The sequence below is a fragment of the Streptomyces sp. SudanB5_2050 genome, from assembly GCF_964272335.1.
Classification (GTDB): domain Bacteria; phylum Actinomycetota; class Actinomycetes; order Streptomycetales; family Streptomycetaceae; genus Streptomyces; species Streptomyces rochei.
Genome location: NZ_OZ186760.1, coordinates 6,592,327 through 6,610,165 on the forward strand (window position 1 = coordinate 6,592,327; position 17,839 = coordinate 6,610,165).

A 17,839-nucleotide genomic window follows, 5' to 3' on the forward strand; every position below is an offset into this window, starting at 1 on the left:
CCCTTCACTGACGGTGGTGCGTGTGGCTCACAGGCGGGGGCCGTGTGACGGTTTTCATCGATACGACCCCGTTCCGATACGCCAGTGTACCGATACGGTGGTGTACCGGTACACTGGCGTATCGGTAGACATTCGACACAGTCGTCTACGGCACGACATGGGACTACGGCACGCTCGAGATCCGCTGTAGGACCGCTCGAACCAGGTGAGGAGCAGAGCCGATGACGTCGCACGACGCGGACCGACCGGACCCGGTCGGCACCTCGCGCCGCTCCAAGATCACGCCCGAGCGTGAGCAGGAGTTCTTCGACGCCGTGCTCGAGCAGATCCGGTCCTGCGGCTACGACGCCGTCACCATGGAGGGCATCGCCGCCAGCACCCGTTGCAGCAAGTCCACGCTCTACCGGCAGTGGAAGACCAAGCCCCAGTTCGTGGCCGCCGCGCTGCGCTCCCGCCGCCGGGTGCGCTTCGCCGACATCGACACCGGCTCGCTCGCCGAGGACCTGCGTCAGGCGGCCGCCGCCGCCGGCGAGGAGGCGGGCAAGGACACGGGACTCCTCCAGGCGCTCGGCCACGCCGTGATGGAGGACCCGGAGCTGAAGTGCGCCCTGCGCGAGGCGCTCGTCGAACCGGAGATCGCCACCCTCCGCGCGATCCTCGACCGGGGTGTCGCCCGGGGCGAGGTACCGGCCGGTCACCCCGCTCTGGAGTACGTGCCGGCGCAGCTCTTCGGCATGCTGCGGATGCGGCCCGTCCTGGAGGGCGAGCAGGCCGACGCGGAGTACCTGGTCCGGTTCGTGGAGGCCGTGGTGCTGCCGGCGCTCGGACTCCCCTGAGACCCAGGCCGCCGTCCACGGGATGACTGGACGGTGGTCTGCCCGCGCCGCACCGTGGGGACGGGGGCGGCGCGCACCCCCGGCCGGGCGGGGCCCCTTTGAGCGGAGGGGCGCCCCGCCCGGCCGACCATTCTCCGGAGCCGGTCAGACGTCCTGGCCGGTGCCGCCCCCGCCGCCCGAGGTGTCCGCCTCGATCCCCTCGGTGATCTCGTCGATGACCGCCTGCCCCTCCTCCACGTCGACGCCGAAGCGGACCACGACGATGCGCTCGGGGTCGGCGGGGGCGGGGAAGGCCAGGGACTCGACGTAGCCGTCGGAGCCCTCCTTGGTGACCGCCTTCCAGCGGACCAGCCACCCCTTCTGCCCGGCGACCGTGACCGCCTTCGACGCCAGTTCCTCGTGCGAGGCCAGCCCGCCGTAGGCGTCTCCGTAGGACTCCTCGGCGTTCGCCCGGATGTCGGCCTTCGCGACCTCCTCGGCGGTACCGCCCTCGGTCTCCAGCGCCTCCTGGGGCGCCGAGTACGCGCCCCCCTTGGTGCAGCTCTCGGAGGGGGCGGCGGGACACTCGTAGCTGTCGTCGGAGGTCACCGTCGCGCCGACCGGGAACTGCTGACCCGACCAGCCGTCCGGGATGGGCAGGCTGATCCCGCTGACCCGGTCCGTCACCGACCCGCTGTCGATGGTGGGCGGCTCCGACTCGCCCGGGGAGTCCGGCGCCGGCGACTCGCCTCCCTCGCCGCCCCCGCCCCCTTCGCCGCCGAAGGGGCTGTCCTGGCCGCCGGGGCCGCGCCGGTCCTGCTGCGACGACGCGCTGCCGCCGCCGGAACCGTCGTCGGTCAGCACGTACACGCCGGCACCGATCCCGGCCAGCACGGCGACGGCCGCCGCGACGGCTATGCCGGTCCGCAACCGGCGCCGCCGCGCGGACGGGGGCTGGACGGGATATCCGGGATAACCGGGGTGCACGGGATACGCGCCGGGCGCCGAGCCGTACGCCGCCGGCTGAGCGGACCCCGGGGCCGGGGGCTGCGCGGGCCCTGGGGCCGCCTGGAACTGCGGGGCACCCGGGACCGGAGACTGCGCGGAATCAGAAGCCGAGGGCTGAGCGGAGTCCGGGGCCGCCGGCTGAGCGGAGTCCGGGGCCGCCGGTTGAGCGGAGTCCGGGGCCGAGTCCTGAGCGGAGTCCGGGGCCGCCGGCTGCGCGGGGGAGGGGGCGGAAGGCTGCGCAGGCGGTGCCCACGCGGCGGCCGGCCCCGCGGGGCGGACCCGGTCCGTCCACGCCCTGCCGTCCCACCAGCGCTCGGTGGCGGGACCGTCCTGCTTCTGTCCGGGGTCCGGGTACCACCCGGGAGGAGTCACCTGCGTCATGGGCCCACCGTATGAGGCGTCGGTGAAAGCCGGATGAGAGGCCCGGTCGTGACCGGACGCGGCACGACGTGCCGCACCCCGGCCGGCCGCTCCGCCGTGACGGGTTGACGGGGGCTCAGCGGCACCGCGCCTGATGACGGACCCGGCGCGTCGTCCGTGCTTTACCGCATGTCACCCGTCACGGCAACCGGTCTGCGGACCGGCCACCACACGGGCTCCCGGCCGGATAGGCTCGAGCCCTGTACGTCGTTCGGGCGACTTGGGGAGGTAGCGGGATGACGGAGGCAGGGCGGACGGCCGGCCCCTCGGCCTCCCTCTGGGAGCGCGACGAGGAGATCGCCACCCTCACGCGGGCGGTCGACACCCTGTGCGCGGACCGGACCTCCCCCGGCACCCTGCTGGTGGCCCGGGGCGAGGCCGGACTCGGCAAGACCGCGTTGCTCGCCGAGACCCGCCGCATCGCCGAGGCCAGGGGCTGCACCGTCTGGTCGGCGCGCGGCGGCGAGACCCTGAGGTCCGTCCCCTTCAACGTCGTACGCCAACTGCTCCAGCCCGCCCTGGTGTCCATGCTCCCCGAGGAGGCGCGCGAGTACCTCGGCGACTGGTACGGCATCGCCGGGCCCGCCCTCGGCATAGCCGACCCCGGTGAGCGGCAGGCCGACCCGCAGGGCGTGTGCGACGGCCTGGTGGCCGCCGTGCGCCGGCTCGCCCGCCGGGAGTGGCCCCTGGTCCTGCTCGTCGACGACGCCCACTGGGCCGACCAGGAGACCCTGCGCTGGCTCGCCGCGCTCGCCGAACGGCTCGACGAGACCTCCGTCCTGATCGTCGTCGCCCGCCGCCCCGGCGACGTCAGCGGGGACAGCGCCCGGTACCTGGACGCGGCCGCCGCCGCGGGTCGGCCCCTCCTCCCGCTGAACGTGCTCAGCCCCGACGCGACCGCCGGCCTCACCCGGGCCACCCTCGGCGACCACGCCGACGCCGCGTTCTGCCGCGAGGTGTGGGCCGTCACCGGCGGGAACCCCTACGAGACCGTCGAACTCCTCGCCAAGGTCCAGGACAGCGAACTGCAACCGGTCGAGGCGGAGGCCGCCGAACTGCGCGCCCTCAACCGCTCGGCCCGGGGCGGCGGCCTCGTGGCCCGTCTGGAACAGCTCGGCGTCGACTCCACCCGGTTCGCCTGGGCCGCCGCCATCCTCGGCGACGGCATCACCGTCGACATGGTGGCCAGGCTCGCCACCCTCGACCGCGCCGACGCCGCCCGCTGCGCCGAACTGCTGTGCAACGCCCGCATCCTCACCGCTCCCGACCCCGCGCCGGGACCGTCGGACGCGGACCGCCTGGAGTTCGTCCACCCCCTGATCGCCACCGCCGTCTACAACTCCATCCCGGACGCCCTGCGCACGGCGATGCACGGCATAGCGGCCCAGCTCGTCACCGACTCCGGCCTCGGCGCGGCGGCCGCCTCCCGCCACCTCCTCCAGGTGCACCCCGACGACGACCCGGAAGTCGTGGAGCAACTGCGCGACGCCGCCCGCGAACACCTCGCCGTCGGCGCTCCCGAAGCCGCCCGCCGCTGTCTCGAACGGGCGCTGCAGGAACCGCCCCTGCCCGAGATGCACGCCCGGGTGCTCTACGAACTCGGCTGCGCCACCCTGCTCACCGCGCCCGCCACGACCATCGGTCACCTGCGCACCGCCCTCGCCATGCCCGGTCTCGACGGCGAGCAGCGGGTGAACGCCGTCTTCCGGCTGTCCGAGGCCCTGCTCCACAACGACCAGCTGGAAGAGGCCGTCCGCACCGTCCAGGCGGAGGCCGCCCGCAACCCGGACCCGTCCGTCCGGCTGCGGCTCCAGGCCGTCCAGTACATGTGGGAGGGCATCCACCCCGGCGAGCCCTCCTCACCGGGACGGTCCCGACGCCTCGCCGAACTCGCCGCCACCTGCACCGGCCGCGACAACGCCGAGCGCGCCCTGCTCATCCTGCGCGGCTTCGACGCCATGACCCGCGGCGAGAACGCCGAGGAGGTCGTCGAGCTGTGCGACCGGGCCCTCGTCAACGGCCGCCTCGCCCCCGGTCTCGGCTGGACCGACACCGAGTGGGGCCTCGAACTGCCGATGATGCTGGCCACCTCCTACGCCTACACCGACCGGCTCGACCGCGCGGAGGCGTTGTTCACCGAGGCCCTGAACACCTACGAGACCGCCGGCTGGAGCGGCGGCCACCTGGCCCTCGCACACGCCTACGTCGGCCTCGGCCACCGCAGGCGCGGCCGGCTCCGGGAGGCCGAGAAGTCCCTGCGCGAATCGCTGCGGATCGCCGAACGGGTGGGTCGCGGACTGCCGCTGTACTGGTCGGCGACCTGCAATCTGATCGACACGCTGCTCGCCCGCGGCCACGTCGAGGAGGCCCGGTCCGTCGCCGACCGGTACGGATTCGACCCGCCCTACCCGTCCACGATCGTGCTGCCCGACCCGCGTCCCGTGCGGGCCCGGCTGCTGCTCGCGACCGGCCGCACCGAAGAGGGCGTCAACGAGCTGGAGACCGCCGAGAAGGCGGCCGCGGCCCGCGGCCGGCACAACCCGGTGGTGCACCCCTGGACGACCGAACTGGCCCGCGCCCTCGCCACGGAGGACCCCGGCCGCGCCGCCCGGCTGGCCACCGAAGCCCGCCGCCACGCCGAGCGCTTCGGCACGGACACCGCGATAGGGGAGGCCCTGCGCTGCGCCGCCGCGCTGGAGACCGGCCAGCGCGCCGTGCGGCTCGCCGCCCAGGCCGTCACCTATCTGGAGGCCTCGCCCTGCCAGTACGAGCACGCCGCCGCCCGCGTCGAGTACGGCATCGCGGCCCGCTCGGAGGCCGAGCTGCGCCGCGGCCTGGCCCTCGCGGACTCCTGCGGCGCCGACGGGCTGGTGGCGCGGGCCCGCGAGGCACGCGGGCTGAGTCAGCCGGTGGCGCCGTCCTCCTCGGCCAGCACCCGCTGCGCCGCCGCGAACGCCGAGTTCGCCGCCGGCACACCGCAGTACACCGCCGTCTGCAGCAGCACCGCGCCGATCTCGTCCGGCGTCAGCCCGTTGCGCCGCGCCGCCCGCACATGCATGGCCAGCTCCTCGTAGTGGCCGTGCGCCACCAGCGCCGTCATCGTGATCATGCTGCGCTCGCGGCGCGACAGCGTCTCGTCGGTCCAGATCTCGCCCCAGGCGTAGCGCGAGATGAAGTCCTGGAACCGGGCGGTGAAGGGGGTCTGCCGCCCCTGCGCCCGGTCCACGTGCGCGTCGCCCAGCACCTCGCGCCGTACCGCCATGCCCCGCCGGGCGCCCCCGTCGAAGTGCGCCCGCAGCGCCGTCAGCACCGCCTCGGGCCGCTCCGCCGGCGCCAGGTGCGAGGCGCCCGGCAACTCGGTCAACGTCGACCCCGGCACCGCGTCGGCGATCTCCCGCAGATGCGCGGGCGGTGTCGCCGGGTCCTCGCGGCCCGCGATCAGCAGGGTCGGCACGCCGATCCCACCGAGCCGGTCCCGCAGGTCGAAGGAGGCCAGCGCGTCACAGCAGGCGGCGTACGCCCCCGGGTCGGCGTCCCGGTGGTCCTGGACCAGCCTCGGCACGGTGAACCCGGGGGTGAACCACCGCCCGTCCGCGCCGTCGGCGAGCTTCGCCAGCCCCTCGGCGCGCACCGTCGCGGCCCGTTCCTCCCACGCCTTCGCCCCGTTGAAGTGCGCCGACGAGCAGATGACCGCCAGCGACGACACCCGCTCAGGGTGGTGCACGGCCAGATGCAGGCCCACCGCGCCGCCGAGCGACACGCCCGCGTAGGCGAACCGCTCCACCCCCAGCGAGTCGGCGAGCGCGAGCACCAGGCCGGCCAGGTCGCCGACGGTGGCGCCCGGCCCGATCAGCTCGGCCGGCGAACCACCGTGTCCGGGCAGGTCCCAGCGGACCACCCGGTGCCCGATGGACAACTCGGGCGCCACCTGGTCCCACAGGGCGTACGAGGTGCCCAGCGAGGGCCCGAGCAGCAGCGGGGGAGCGGTGGCGGGGCCTTCGGTCAGGTGGTTCAGCACAAGGGTCAACGTCGCTCCAGCGCACGGTCGGTCAGGGCTCCGGCGGAGCCCGTGTAGCGGGCGGGGTCGGTCAGGGCGGTGAGGTCGAGGCCCTTCAGCTCCGGTACTTCGGCGAGCAGTTCGGCCAGCGAGCGATCCTCGGTGTACGTCCGGCCGGCCAGCTCCGTCAGCAGCGCCTTGGCGCGGGCCCGCCCCAGCACCGGCGCCAGTTCCGCGGAGAGCCGCTCGGACACGAGGAGCCCGTGGGTGAGGGCCAGGTGCTCCCTCATGGTCTCCGGGCGCACCTGGAGACCTTCGGTCAGCTCGGCCGCGTCCCGGGCCGCGCCGCCGGTCAGCCGCAGCAGGTCCCGCAGCGGCTCCCACTCGGCGTGCCAGGCCCCGGCCGGCCGCTCGTCCTCGGCGGCCAGCGAACCGTACAGGGTGGCCGCCAGCTGCGGCGCGCGCCGGGCGGCCGCCGCGATCAGCGTGGACCGTACGGGGTTGGCCTTGTGCGGCATCGCCGACGAGCCGCCGCCGCTGCCTTCGGCCAGCTCGCCGATCTCGGTGCGGGACAGGGTCAGCACGTCCGCGGCGATCTTCCCGAGCGCCCCGGCGGCGAAGGCCAGACAGCCGGCCAGGTCTGCGACCGGGGTACGCAGGGTGTGCCAGGGCAACAGCGGTGCGCTCAGGCCCAGTTCGCGGGCGTACGCGGCCGGCAGCGCGAGCGGGTCCGGGGCGCCGTACGCGCCGAAGGCGGCCAGGGTGCCCGCCGCACCGCCGAGCTGGGCGGGCAGCGCGTCCCGCACGGCGGCGGTCCGGTCCCGGGCGTCGAGGACCAGCGCCCGCCAGCCGGCCGCCTTCAGCCCGAACGTCGTCGGCACGGCGTGCTGGGTGAGGGTCCGGCCCGGCATCGCGGTGTCCCGGTGCTCGGCCGCCAGCCGCGCCAGCGCCCGCTCCGCGCGGCCGAGGTCGGCGAGCAGCGGCTCCAGGGCCCGGGCGGCGACCAGCATCAGCGCCGAGTCCAGGATGTCCTGGCTGGTCGCGCCCCGGTGCACGTACGGCCCGTGCTCCTCGCCGACCGCCTTCGTCAGGTCGGCCACCAGTGGGATCACGGGGTTTCCGCCGCCGCGGGCGCGTTCGGCGAGGGAGGACGCGTCGAACCGGGCCGGGTCGGCGGCCTCGGTCACCGCGCTCGCCGCTTCCTCGGGGGCGAGCCCCAGTCCGGCCTGAGCCCGGGTCAGGGCCGCCTCCGCGTCGAGCAGCGCCCGCACCAGGGCACGGTCGTCGGTCGCGTCGGCGGCCGGTGAGCCCGCCCACCCGGGGGCGAGCAGACCCGCGTCGGGAGCTGTTGTCACTGGAACTCCAGGAAGACCGTCTCGCCTTCGCCCTGAAGGCGGATGTCGAAACGGTACGTTCCGTTGCCCTCGTCCACGGCGATCAGCGTGTCGCGGCGCCCGGCGTCCACCCGGGACAGCAGCGGGTCGGCGGTGAGCGCCGCCTCGTCGCCCGGCAGGTAGATCCGGGTGAACAGGTGCACCAGCAGTCCGCGCGCGAACACGCACACGCTGAGGTACGGCGCGCTGTTCCCCCGCGCGCCGGGTCGCAGCGTCCGCGCGTACCAGTGGCCGTTCGCGTCGGTCTGGATGCGGCCGAAGCCGGTGAACTCCACGCCGTTGCGGCCGAGGAAGCCGCCGGAGGCGGGGTCGCGCCGCATCGAGCCGTCGACGGTCGGCAGCTCGCCGTCCGGACCGGGTCCCCAGACCTCCAGCAGCGCGTCCGGCAGCGGGGCGCCCGCGCCGTCGTACACGTACCCGTGCACGGTGATCGTGTCCGGATGGCCGGCGGGCGCGATGTCCTCGCCGCCGCGGAAGGGCAGCGCGTACCCGTAGAACGGGCCGACCGTGTGCGACGGCGTGGGCAGCACGTGTTCCGGGCTGCTGGTGTCGATCTTCGTCATGGCGGTCAGCGTCCTTCTTCGATCCAGGTGGCGTTCGGGCCGTCGAGCACGATGTCCCAGTGGTAGCCGAGCGAGAACTCTGGCACGGACAGGCTGTGGTCGTACGTCGCTATCAGCCGCTGCCGGGCGGCGTCGTCGGTCACGGACTGCAGGATCGGGTCGTACGGGAACAGCGGGTCGTTCGGGAAGTACATCTGGGTCACGAGCCGCTGCGTGAACGCCGAGCCGAAGACCGAGAAGTGGATGTGGGCGGGGCGCCAGGCGTTGACGTGGTTGCGCCACGGGTAGGGGCCCGGCTGGACGGTGGTGAAGCGGTAGAAACCGTCGTCGTCGGAGAGCGTGCGGCCCACGCCGGTGAAGTTCGGGTCCAGCGGGGCGTCGTGCTGCTCGCGCTGGTGGGCGTAGCGGCCGGCCGAGTTGGCCTGCCAGATCTCCACGAGCTGACCGCGCACGGGCCGGCCGTCGCGGTCGAGGAGGCGGCCGGAGACGGTGATGCGCTCGCCGACCGGCTCCCCGGTGTGCTGCCGGGTGAGGTCGTTGTCGATCTCGGTGATGTCCCGCTCCCCGAAGGCGGGGGAGGACAGCTCCACCAGCTCCGGGTCCTTGGTGACGTCGATGGCGATCGGCGGCTGCTTGGGGTGGCGCAGCACCGAGGAGCGGTACGGGGCGTAGTCGCGGCGCGGGTGGTGCTCGACGGGCCCGCCGCCCGCGACCCGCTTCTCGTACGCGGCGTGCTCGGCCGCGATCTCCGCGTCGATGTCCTGCTGGGTGAGAGTCATGAGGTTTCCCGTGGGTGACTAGCGGTCGAGGACCAGGGCGAGGCCCTGGCCGACACCGATGCAGAGGGTGGCGACGCCGGTTCCGCTTCCCTTGCGGGCGAGCTGGTGGGCGACGGTGCCGGCGAGACGGGCACCGGAGGCGCCCAGCGGGTGGCCCAGCGCGATGGCTCCGCCCTGGGGGTTGAGGATCGCGGGGTCGAACTCGGGCCACTCGGCCACGCAGCCCAGCGCCTGGGCGGCGAACGCCTCGTTGAGTTCGAGGACGTCCAGGTCGGCGAAGGTGCGGCCGGCCTTGGCGAGGGCGCGGTTGACGGCCTCGACGGGGGCGAGCCCGAACCAGTGCGGGTCGGTCGCCGAGACGCCGGTGGCGGAGATCCGGGCGAGGGGTTCGCGCCCGGTGGCCTTCAGGCCCTCCTCGTCGACGAGGAGGAGCGCGGCGGCGCCGTCGTTGAGCGGCGAGGCGTTCCCGGCGGTGACCGTGCCGTCGGTCTTCCGGAAGGAGGGCTTGAGCTTGGCCATCGCCTCCAGGGACGCGGTGGGGCGTACGCACTCGTCGGCGGCGAAGTCGACCGGGTCGCCCTTGCGCTGCGGCACCGGGACCGGCGCGAGTTCCGCGTCGAACAGGCCGTCGGCCTGCGCGCGGGCCGCCTTGTGGTGGGAGGCGAGGGCGAACTCGTCCTGCCGCTCGCGCGAGATCCCGTGCTTGTCGGCGATCAGCTCCGCCGACTCCCCGAGCGGAATCGTCCACTGCGGGTCCATCCTCGGGTTGACCATGCGCCAGCCGAGGGTGGTCGAGTACAGCTCGGTGTGCCCGGCGGGGAAGGGCCGGTCCGACTTGGGCAGCACGTAGGGGGCGCGGGTCATCGACTCCACGCCGCCCGCCAGCACGATCGAGGCGTCGCCGACGGCGACGGCGCGGGCGGCCTGGATCACCGCTTCGAGGCCGGAGGCGCACAGCCGGTTCACGGTGACGCCGGGGACGGTGGTGGGCAGACCGGCCAGCAGGGCGGCCATCCGGGCGACGTTGCGGTTCTCCTCGCCGGCGCCGTTGGCGTTGCCGAAGTACACGTCCTCGATGCGGGACGGGTCCAGGGCGGGCGTCCGGGCGAGGAGTTCACGGACGGCGTGCGCGGCCAGGTCGTCCGGGCGTACGCCCGCCAGGGAGCCGTTGTACTTGCCGAACGGGGTGCGGACCGCGTCGACGACGTAGACGTCCTTCACTTCAGGTCCTCCGCAAGGGTCAGCTCGGCATCGGTCCCGGCGATGATCTCGTCGACGCTCACGCCCGGTGCGGTCTCGACCAGGACCAGGCCGTCGTCGGTGACGTCGAGGACGCCGAGGTCGGTGATGATCCGGTTCACGCACGCCTTGCCCGTGAGGGGCAGCGCGCACTCCCGGAGGATCTTGGGGGAGCCGTCCTTGGCCGTGTGGGTCATCACCACGATCACGGTGCGGGCGCCGTGGACCAGATCCATCGCGCCGCCGATGCCGGTGATCATCTTGCCGGGGATGGCCCAGTTCGCCAGGTCGCCGCCGGCGGAGACCTGCATGGCGCCCAGGACGGCGACGTCGATGTGCCCGCCCCGGATCATGCCGAAGGAGAGCGCCGAGTCGAAGAAGGAGGCGCCCGGCAGGACGGTGACGGTCTCCTTGCCGGCGTTGATCAGGTCCGGGTCCACCTCGTCCTCGGTGGGGTACCTGCCGGTGCCCAGGATGCCGTTCTCCGACTCCAGGGTCACCTCCACGCCCTCGGGGAGGTAGTTCGGGATCAGCGTCGGCAGGCCGATGCCCAGGTTGACGTACTGACCGTCCCGCAGTTCCCGGGCCGCCCGCGCGGCCATCTGTTCACGCGTCCAGGCCATCAGGAACTCACCGTCCGCCGCTCGATCTTCTTGTCCGCCGCCTGCTCGGACGTCAGCGCGACCACCCGCTGCACGAAGATCCCCGGCAGGTGCACCGCGTCCGGGTCGATCTCGCCGGGCTCGACCAGCTCCTCCACCTCGGCGAGAGTCACCCGGCCCGCCATCGCCGCCAGCGGGTTGAAGTTCCTCGACGACTTCGCGAACACCAGGTTCCCGTGCCGGTCGCCCTTGGCCGCCCGCACCAGCGCGAAGTCGGTGCGGATGCCGCGCTCCAGCACGTACTCGGTGCCGTCGAACTCGCGCACCTCCTTCGGCGGTGACGCCAGCGCGACCCCGCCGGCACCGTCGTAGCGCCACGGCAGCCCGCCGTCGGCGACCTGGGTGCCCACGCCGGCCGGGGTGTAGAAGGCGGGGATGCCGGCCCCGCCGGCGCGCAGCCGCTCGGCCAGCGTGCCCTGCGGGATCATCTCCACCTCCAGCTCACCGCCGAGGTACTGACGGGCGAACTCCTTGTTCGCCCCGATGTAGGAGCCGGTCACCCGGGCGATCCGTCCCGCGGCCAGCAGGACCGCCAGCCCGGACTCCATCGCCCCGCAGTTGTTGGAGACGACCGACAGTCCGCCGGTGCCGCGCTCGTACAGCGCCTGGATCAGCACATCGGGCACACCACTGAGGCCGAAGCCGCCCACGGCGAGCGACGCACCGTCCGGTATGTCGGCCACCGCCTCGGCGGCCGTGGCCACCACCTTGTCCATCCGAGAAGCCCCATCTCTGCAAATTAATCAGGGCACTGAGTATTTCAGCGAGGTGTCCCACACGCTGCCACCGGACGGCCGGGTCGTCAAGACCCCGGAAAACCCGAGGTGAGGGCCATGGCAAGACGCCGGACGATCGGCGCCTCGCCGATGTATCGTCAGTGCACCGACGAAAACACCCGCGAAAGTGACCCTCAGGAGCGCACATGGCCGCGGTCGACCTGACCACCCATCCCGGGCATCTGGCCCGGCGGCTGCAGCAGGCGCACTACCTGCTGTGGAACACGATGGTCTCGGAGGAGATCACCTCGCCGCAGTTCGCGGTCCTCAACGCCCTGGTCGCCGAGCCGGGCCTGGACCAGCGCACCGCGGGGGAGCGGGTGGGTCTGGACCGGTCCACCATCGCCGAGGTGGTCACCCGGCTCGGCCGCCGCGGGCTGCTGGACAAGGTCCGCGACCCGCAGGACGGCCGCCGCTTCCTGCTGCGCCCGACCGAGGAGGGCCTGCGCGTCCACCGCAAGCTGACCGTGCGGACGGCCCGCATGAACCAGGTCTTCCTCGCCCCCCTCTCCGGCGACGAGCAGGCTCTCTTCTTCGACCTGATCCGCCGGGTCGCGGACGCCGCCGAAGGGCTCCGCAACCCGGCCGAGCCCGCGACCGCGCAGGGCTGATCAGGGGTTCGCCGTCGTGTTCGCAGTGTTGGCCGTCTTCGTCTAGTTCGCCGAGTCGACGAACACCACCCACACCTGGCCCTCGGCGAAGTCCAGCCGCTCGCCGTCGCGGGCGGTGAAGTCGGTGCCGTCCGTGGCGCCGCCGCGCTTCCAGGTCGCCTCGTACACGCGCCCGTCGCGCAGCACCTCCGCCTCTCCCGAGCCGATCGACTCGACATAGGGCGAGTAGTTGCCCCGGAAGTCGTGGAACTCGGACTCGCGCACGTCGACGTGCTGCACGACCACCGTCGCCGGAGCCAGGCGCCCGCCGTCGGCCGTGCGGGCGGGGTCGCCGTCCATGCCGACCAGCCAGCGGTCACGGCTCTCCGACCAGGTGAAGGTGAAGGACGCCGACGGATAGCGCACCGTGCGGGACGACACGGCCCGCCCGCCCTCGGGGGCCTCGCCGTAGCGGAAGCCGGTGGTCAGGGCGTCGGCGCCGGGCGGCTCGGCCATCAGGCGACCGGGGCGCACGTACAGGTTGTGGGGAGCGGGCCGGTCCTCGTCGCGGACGTAGGCGTCGGAGTCCTGGTCCGGCGGTGCCGCGCGCAGCGGCGCCCTGTCGATCAGGGGCAGCAGCTTGCTCTGGGCGCCGGAGAAGGCCAGCGTGGGCCGGTCGAACTGGCGCAGCAGGTCGAGGTCCGACTCGCGGGCGCTGCGCACCGGCCCGACCGACTCCGGGAACCCGGTCGCGTACACGGCCATCAGGCGGCTCAGGCCGGCCTCCACCGGTTCGACGTAGACGACGTCCGCCGCCTCCAGACCCGTCTGCGGGCGGGCCGCGCGCACATTGTCGACCTTCACGGCGAGCACGGACCCCGGGTGGCCGCTCGGCGTCGCGGGGGAGGCGGTCGACTCGGGCGACCGCCCGTCCTCCCGGGCCCCGGGACCGCTGGTGCAGCCTGCCGCCAGTGCGGCCGCGACCGCCGCCGCAAGCAGCGCGCCACCCCGCCGCCCGTACGTCGTCCCCCGCGTCCCTCGTCGCATTCCGACCACCCGCCACCCATCCTCTGTCATTGATTGTGCGCTTCTAGAAGCTTTTAGTGCGATACCTGACCGAATCTGATACGGCACGCGGAGTGGGGCAGATGATCCGCTGTTCGGACGAATCCGGTCGCGGTTCGGCGGCGGAAGCCCCGGGTACCCGGGCGTCACGCAGGACCCGACACCGACGCGCACGGGCGACGGAGGGAGCGCGAGGCGATGAAGGCAGTGACGTGGCAGGGCAAGCGGGACGTGCGGGTGGAGGAGGTGCCCGACCCGAGGATCCAGGAACCGACGGACGCCGTCATCCGCGTCACGTCCACCGGACTCTGCGGCTCCGACCTGCATCTGTACGAGGTGCTCACGCCGTTCATGACGCCGGGCGACATCCTCGGGCACGAGCCCATGGGCATCGTCGAGGAGGTCGGTCCCGAGGTGACCGGTCTGAAGCCCGGCGACCGGGTCGTGGTGCCGTTCCAGATCGCGTGCGGGCACTGCTACATGTGCGGCACCGGACTGCCCACCCAGTGCGAGACCACCCAGGTCACCGGCGAGGGGATGGGCGCCCCGCTGTTCGGCTACACCCGCCTGTACGGCGCCGTCCCCGGCGGCCAGGCCGAGTACCTGCGCGTGCCGCAGGCCCAGTTCGGTCCGATCAAGGTTCCGGAGGGGCCGGCCGACGACCGCTTCGTCTACCTCTCCGACGTCCTGCCGACCGCCTGGCAGGCGGTCGAGTACGCCGCCGTCCCCGAGGGCGGCAGCGTGGCCGTGCTCGGTCTCGGTCCCATCGGTGACATGGCCTGCCGGGTGGCCCGCGCCAAGGGCGCCGGGCGGGTGTTCGGCATCGATCTGGTGCCGGAGCGGCTGCGGCGGGCCCGCGAACGCGGCGTCGAGACGTACGACCTGCGCTCCTTCGACAACGAGAAGGAACTGGTCGCGGCGATCCAGGACGAGACCGGCGGCCGGGGCCCGGACGCCGTGATCGACGCCGTCGGCACCGAGGCGCACGGCAGCGCCGCCGCCAAGCTGGTGCAGCAGGCCGCCGCGGTGATGCCCCGGTCCATCGGCGGCCCGCTCGCGGAGCGGTTCAGCATCGACCGGCTCGCCGCCCTCTACACCGCCATCGACCTGGTGCGGCGCGGCGGCACCATCTCGCTGTCCGGCGTGTACGGCGGCATGGCCGACCCGATGCCGATGCTCACCCTGTTCGACAAGCAGATCCAGATGCGGATGGGGCAGGCTAACGTGCGCCGCTGGAGCGACGAGATCATCCCGTACCTGACGGACGACGACCCGCTGGGCGTCGACGACTTCGCCACCCACCGGGTGCCGCTCACCGAGGCGCCGCGCGCGTACGAGATGTTCCAGAAGAAGCAGGACGGCGCGGTCAAGGTGCTGATGAAGCCGTGAGGACGCCGGTTCACGTGGGTTCCCGTGAGGCCGTGAACCGGCGGCCTCACGGGCCGCCGAGGATCTCCGCCAGGTCGTAGCGGACCGGTTCCTCCAACTGGGCGTAGGTGCAGCTCTCCGGCGTCCGGTCCGGGCGCCACCGGCGGAACCGGGCCGTGTGCCGGAAGCGCGCCCCGTTCTCCATGTGGTCGTACGCCACCTCGACCACCCGCTCGGGCCGCAGCGGCACCCAGGACAGGTCCTTCTTGCCCGACCAGCGGCTGGGGGCGCCGGGCAGCCGCGCCGACTCGTGCGCCGACTCCTCGGCCCACGCCGCCCACGGGTGACCCCGGACATCGTCCATCCGCAGCGGCTCCAGCTCCTCCACCAGCTCGGCGCGCCGCTTCATGGTGAACGCGGCGCTCACGCCCACGTGTTGGAGGACGCCCTTGTCGTCGTACAGCCCGAGCAGCAGCGAGCCGACCACCGGGCCGCTCTTGTGCAGGCGGTAGCCGGCCACCACCACGTCCGCCGTCCGCTCGTGCTTGATCTTGTACATCGCCCGCTCGTCCTGCCGGTAGCGCAGGTCGAGCGGCTTGGCGACGATCCCGTCCAGCCCCGCGCCCTCGTACTGCTCGAACCAGCGCCGGGCCACCTCGATGTCGTCCGTCGCCGGTGCCACGTGCACCGGCGCGGTGACGCCGGACAGCGACCGGACCAGCCGCGCCCGCCGGTCGGCCAGCGGCACGTCCAGCAGGGACTCGTCGTCCAGGGCCAGCAGGTCGAAGACGACCAGGGAGGCGGGCGTCCGCTCCGCCAGCGTCCGCACCCGGGAGTCGGCCGGGTGGATCCGCTCGGTGAGCGCGTCGAAGTCGAGGTGCCCCTCCCGGGCGATCACGATCTCGCCGTCCACTACGCACCGCTCGGGCAACCGCTCCCGCACCGCCGCCACCAGCTCCGGGAAGTACCTGGTCAGCGGCTTGCCCGTACGACTGCCCAGCTCGACCTCGGCGCCGTCGCGGAAAACGATCGACCGGAACCCGTCCCACTTGGCCTCGTAGTGCATGCCCGGCGGGATCTTCGCCACGGACTTGGCGAGCATCGGCTTCACGGGCGGCATGACGGGCAGATCCATGGTCCGACTGTATGAGCGGCCCGTGCGCCTCGCCTGTTAAGCTTGCCGGGTGATCAGGTTCTACTACTTCTACATCTGATACCGCCCCGGGAGACCGGGCGCCGATGCCGCCGCGCGCAAGCGGCGTGATTCCGGCTGCCCCGTCAGGGTCCCCGGGCCGGCCGTCGTGCCGCTCTCGCACCGTTCGACCGCCCGCCGGTGACCCCTCCCTCCGTATCGGCCACCTGTTCACGTCTTCCGATATGGCGGATCACCCATGCATCGGCGTACCTCTGACGCGCCCACCTGCCCCACCACCCCCACCACCATGTCCACGCCCGGCTCGGGCGCCTTCCAGGTCGTCCTGGACGACGTCGTGCGCGCCCCCGGCGGCCGGCTCCTCCTGGACGGCGTCCACCAGTCGGTGTCCCTCGGCGAGCGCATCGGCGTCATCGGCGAGAACGGCACCGGCAAGTCGACCCTGCTCCGGCTCCTCGCCGGCGCCGACCTGCCCGACGCCGGACACATGCGGGTCCACGCGCCCGGCGGCGCCGGATACCTCCCGCAGACCCCCGACCTCCCCCCGGACGACACCGTCCAGGACGCCGTCGACCACGCCCTCGCCGACCTGCGGGCCCTGGAGGCCGAACTGCGCCGGGCCGAACGGGCGCTGGCCGAGGCGGGCCCCGGCGAACTCGACGCCCGGCTCGCCGCCTACGGCGAGCTGCTGGAGGCGTTCGAGGCCCGCGACGGCTACGCGGCCGACGCCCGCGTCGAAGCCGCCCTGCACGGACTGGGCCTGCGCCACATCACCCCCGACCGGCGCCTGGGCAGCCTCTCGGGCGGTGAGCAGGCCCGCCTGGGCCTGGCGTGCCTGCTGGCGGCCGCACCCCAGCTCCTGCTGCTCGACGAACCGACCAACCACCTCGACGTACCGGCCGTGGAGTGGCTGGAGGAGCACCTGCGCGCGCACCGCGGCAGCGTCCTGGCCGTCTCCCACGACCGCGTCTTCCTGGAACGCGTCGCCACCGCCCTGTGGGAGGTGGACGGCGAGCGCCGCACCGTGCACCGGCACGGCGGCGGCTACGCGGGCTACCTGCGCGCCAAGGAGAGCGCCCGGCGCCGCTGGGAACAGGACTACGCCGACTATCAGCGCGAGTTGGCCGAGCAGCGCGCCCTGGTCCGCCGCGCCGCCGACACCATGGCCGCGGGCCCCCGGCGCCGGGCCAACGCCGACCGCGAGGGCCAGCGCCACCAGCGCAGCGTGGAGAAGCAGATCTCCGCGCGCGTCCGGCAGGCCAAGGAGCGGGTGCGGCGCCTGGAGGAGAGCCCGGTGCCGCCGCCCCCGGCTCCCCTGCGCTTCCGGGTCCGGGTCGAGGGCGGCGGGGCGGATCACCAGGGACCGTTGGCCGACCTGCACCGGGTCGGCGTCGGCGACCGGCTGGACGTCCACGACTTCACCGTCGACCCGGGCGAACGCATCCTGGTCACCGGCGCCAACGGCGCCGGCAAGAGCACCCTGCTGCGGGTCCTCGCCGGGGACCTGCCTCCCGACCGGGGCACGTGCACACGCCCCCGGCGCATCGGCTGGCTGCCCCAGGAGACCGCGGTCACTCACCCGCGGCGCACCCTGCTGGACGCCTACGCGGCCGGACTGCCCGGCGCCCCGGCCGAGCACCGCGAGGCCCTGCTGGGTCTCGGCCTGTTCCGGCTCCCCGACCTGAGGACGGCGGTCGGCGACCTGTCCACCGGACAGCTGCGCCGGCTGGCCCTGGCCCGGCTGCTGCGCGACCCGGTGGACCTGCTGCTCCTGGACGAACCCACCAATCACCTCTCACCCGCCCTGGTGGAGGACTTCGAGGACGCCCTGCGCCACTACCGCGGCGCCCTGGTGATCGTCTCGCACGACCGCATGGTCGCCCGGCGGTTCACCGGCCGCCGGGTCAGGATGAGCGGCGGGACCCTGACCGGGTAGCGCGCGGCGCCGCCCGGGGACGTCCGCCGGGACGGCCCCGGGCGGCCCGTCGTCTGATGTGCGAGGTCGCCCGG

14 protein-coding genes and 1 pseudogene are annotated in these 17,839 nt (G+C 73.8%); 5 read left to right on the plus strand and 10 right to left on the minus strand.

From position 1 onward, the window contains the following. Positions 1-221: 221 nt before the first annotated feature. Entirely contained in the window at positions 222-836 is a 615-nt protein-coding gene (locus tag ACFZP7_RS29070) for a TetR/AcrR family transcriptional regulator (RefSeq protein ID WP_019330317.1), read from the plus strand. A gap of 144 nt (positions 837-980) precedes the next feature. Here ACFZP7_RS29070 and ACFZP7_RS29075 read toward each other — a convergent pair whose 3' ends face one another. Beyond that, on the minus strand, positions 981-2,204 hold the full coding sequence (locus ACFZP7_RS29075) for a DUF2510 domain-containing protein (RefSeq protein WP_385636787.1): 1,224 nt from the start codon (positions 2,202-2,204) through the stop codon (positions 981-983). A 275-nt stretch (positions 2,205-2,479) separates the two neighbouring features. On the opposite strand from ACFZP7_RS29075, the gene ACFZP7_RS29080 reads away from it, so the two are divergent. Continuing rightward, on the plus strand, positions 2,480-5,317 hold the full coding sequence (locus tag ACFZP7_RS29080; RefSeq protein ID WP_385636789.1) for an ATP-binding protein: 2,838 nt from the start codon (positions 2,480-2,482) through the stop codon (positions 5,315-5,317). On the opposite strand, the pseudogene pcaD reads toward ACFZP7_RS29080, so the two are convergent. From pcaD to ACFZP7_RS29115, 7 genes and pseudogenes are all read right to left on the minus strand, one after another. Continuing rightward, a pseudogene (gene pcaD, locus ACFZP7_RS29085) lies at positions 5,224-6,261 on the minus strand (3-oxoadipate enol-lactonase); the annotation flags it as partial. The gene ACFZP7_RS29080 and the pseudogene pcaD sit on opposite strands and share 94 nt — an antisense overlap. 5 nt (positions 6,262-6,266) lie before the next feature. Then, the gene (gene pcaB, locus ACFZP7_RS29090) at positions 6,267-7,595 is read right to left on the minus strand and encodes a 3-carboxy-cis,cis-muconate cycloisomerase (protein ID WP_385636791.1); all 1,329 of its coding nucleotides are present in this window, start codon (positions 7,593-7,595) and stop codon (positions 6,267-6,269) included. Continuing rightward, entirely contained in the window at positions 7,592-8,197 is a 606-nt protein-coding gene (pcaG, locus tag ACFZP7_RS29095) for a protocatechuate 3,4-dioxygenase subunit alpha (RefSeq protein WP_031020374.1), read from the minus strand. The genes pcaB and pcaG overlap by 4 nt, the downstream gene beginning before the upstream one ends. Before the next feature lie 5 nt (positions 8,198-8,202). Further along, positions 8,203-8,976: a protocatechuate 3,4-dioxygenase subunit beta gene (pcaH, locus tag ACFZP7_RS29100; RefSeq protein WP_019330323.1), complete on the minus strand. Its 774-nt coding sequence runs from the start codon at positions 8,974-8,976 to the stop codon at positions 8,203-8,205. A gap of 18 nt (positions 8,977-8,994) precedes the next feature. Beyond that, complete coding sequence (locus ACFZP7_RS29105) at positions 8,995-10,197, minus strand: thiolase family protein (RefSeq protein ID WP_031020373.1); 1,203 nt, start codon at positions 10,195-10,197, stop codon at positions 8,995-8,997. Then, positions 10,194-10,838, minus strand: a complete 645-nt coding sequence (locus ACFZP7_RS29110) for a CoA transferase subunit B (protein ID WP_019330325.1) — start codon at positions 10,836-10,838, stop codon at positions 10,194-10,196. Before ACFZP7_RS29110 ends, ACFZP7_RS29105 begins: the two co-directional genes overlap by 4 nt. Then, positions 10,838-11,593 (minus strand): CoA transferase subunit A, encoded by a 756-nt coding sequence (locus tag ACFZP7_RS29115; RefSeq protein WP_385636794.1) that lies wholly within the window; start codon positions 11,591-11,593, stop codon positions 10,838-10,840. The genes ACFZP7_RS29110 and ACFZP7_RS29115 overlap by 1 nt, the downstream gene beginning before the upstream one ends. A gap of 206 nt (positions 11,594-11,799) precedes the next feature. On the opposite strand from ACFZP7_RS29115, the gene ACFZP7_RS29120 reads away from it, so the two are divergent. Then, positions 11,800-12,264: a MarR family winged helix-turn-helix transcriptional regulator gene (locus ACFZP7_RS29120; RefSeq protein WP_062135401.1), complete on the plus strand. Its 465-nt coding sequence runs from the start codon at positions 11,800-11,802 to the stop codon at positions 12,262-12,264. Positions 12,265-12,306: 42 nt separating this feature from the next. On the opposite strand, the gene ACFZP7_RS29125 is transcribed toward ACFZP7_RS29120, so the two are convergent. Beyond that, entirely contained in the window at positions 12,307-13,290 is a 984-nt protein-coding gene (locus ACFZP7_RS29125; RefSeq protein ID WP_385636797.1) for a DUF3048 domain-containing protein, read from the minus strand. Between the two features lie 216 nt (positions 13,291-13,506). Between ACFZP7_RS29125 and ACFZP7_RS29130 the strand changes: the two genes are divergently transcribed. Then, positions 13,507-14,697, plus strand: coding sequence for a zinc-dependent alcohol dehydrogenase (locus ACFZP7_RS29130; RefSeq protein ID WP_019330329.1), 1,191 nt, complete (start codon positions 13,507-13,509; stop codon positions 14,695-14,697). Positions 14,698-14,743: 46 nt separating this feature from the next. Here the strand turns inward: ACFZP7_RS29130 and ACFZP7_RS29135 are convergent, their stop codons facing one another. Then, positions 14,744-15,811 carry an ATP-dependent DNA ligase gene (locus tag ACFZP7_RS29135; protein ID WP_031020365.1) on the minus strand — a complete coding sequence of 356 codons (1,068 nt, stop codon included), beginning with the start codon at positions 15,809-15,811 and terminating at the stop codon, positions 14,744-14,746. Positions 15,812-16,118: 307 nt separating this feature from the next. On the opposite strand from ACFZP7_RS29135, the gene ACFZP7_RS29140 reads away from it, so the two are divergent. Beyond that, the gene (locus ACFZP7_RS29140; RefSeq protein WP_385638539.1) at positions 16,119-17,765 is read left to right on the plus strand and encodes a TlrC/CarA/OleB/SrmB family ABC-F type ribosomal protection protein; all 1,647 of its coding nucleotides are present in this window, start codon (positions 16,119-16,121) and stop codon (positions 17,763-17,765) included. Positions 17,766-17,839 lie beyond the last annotated feature (74 nt).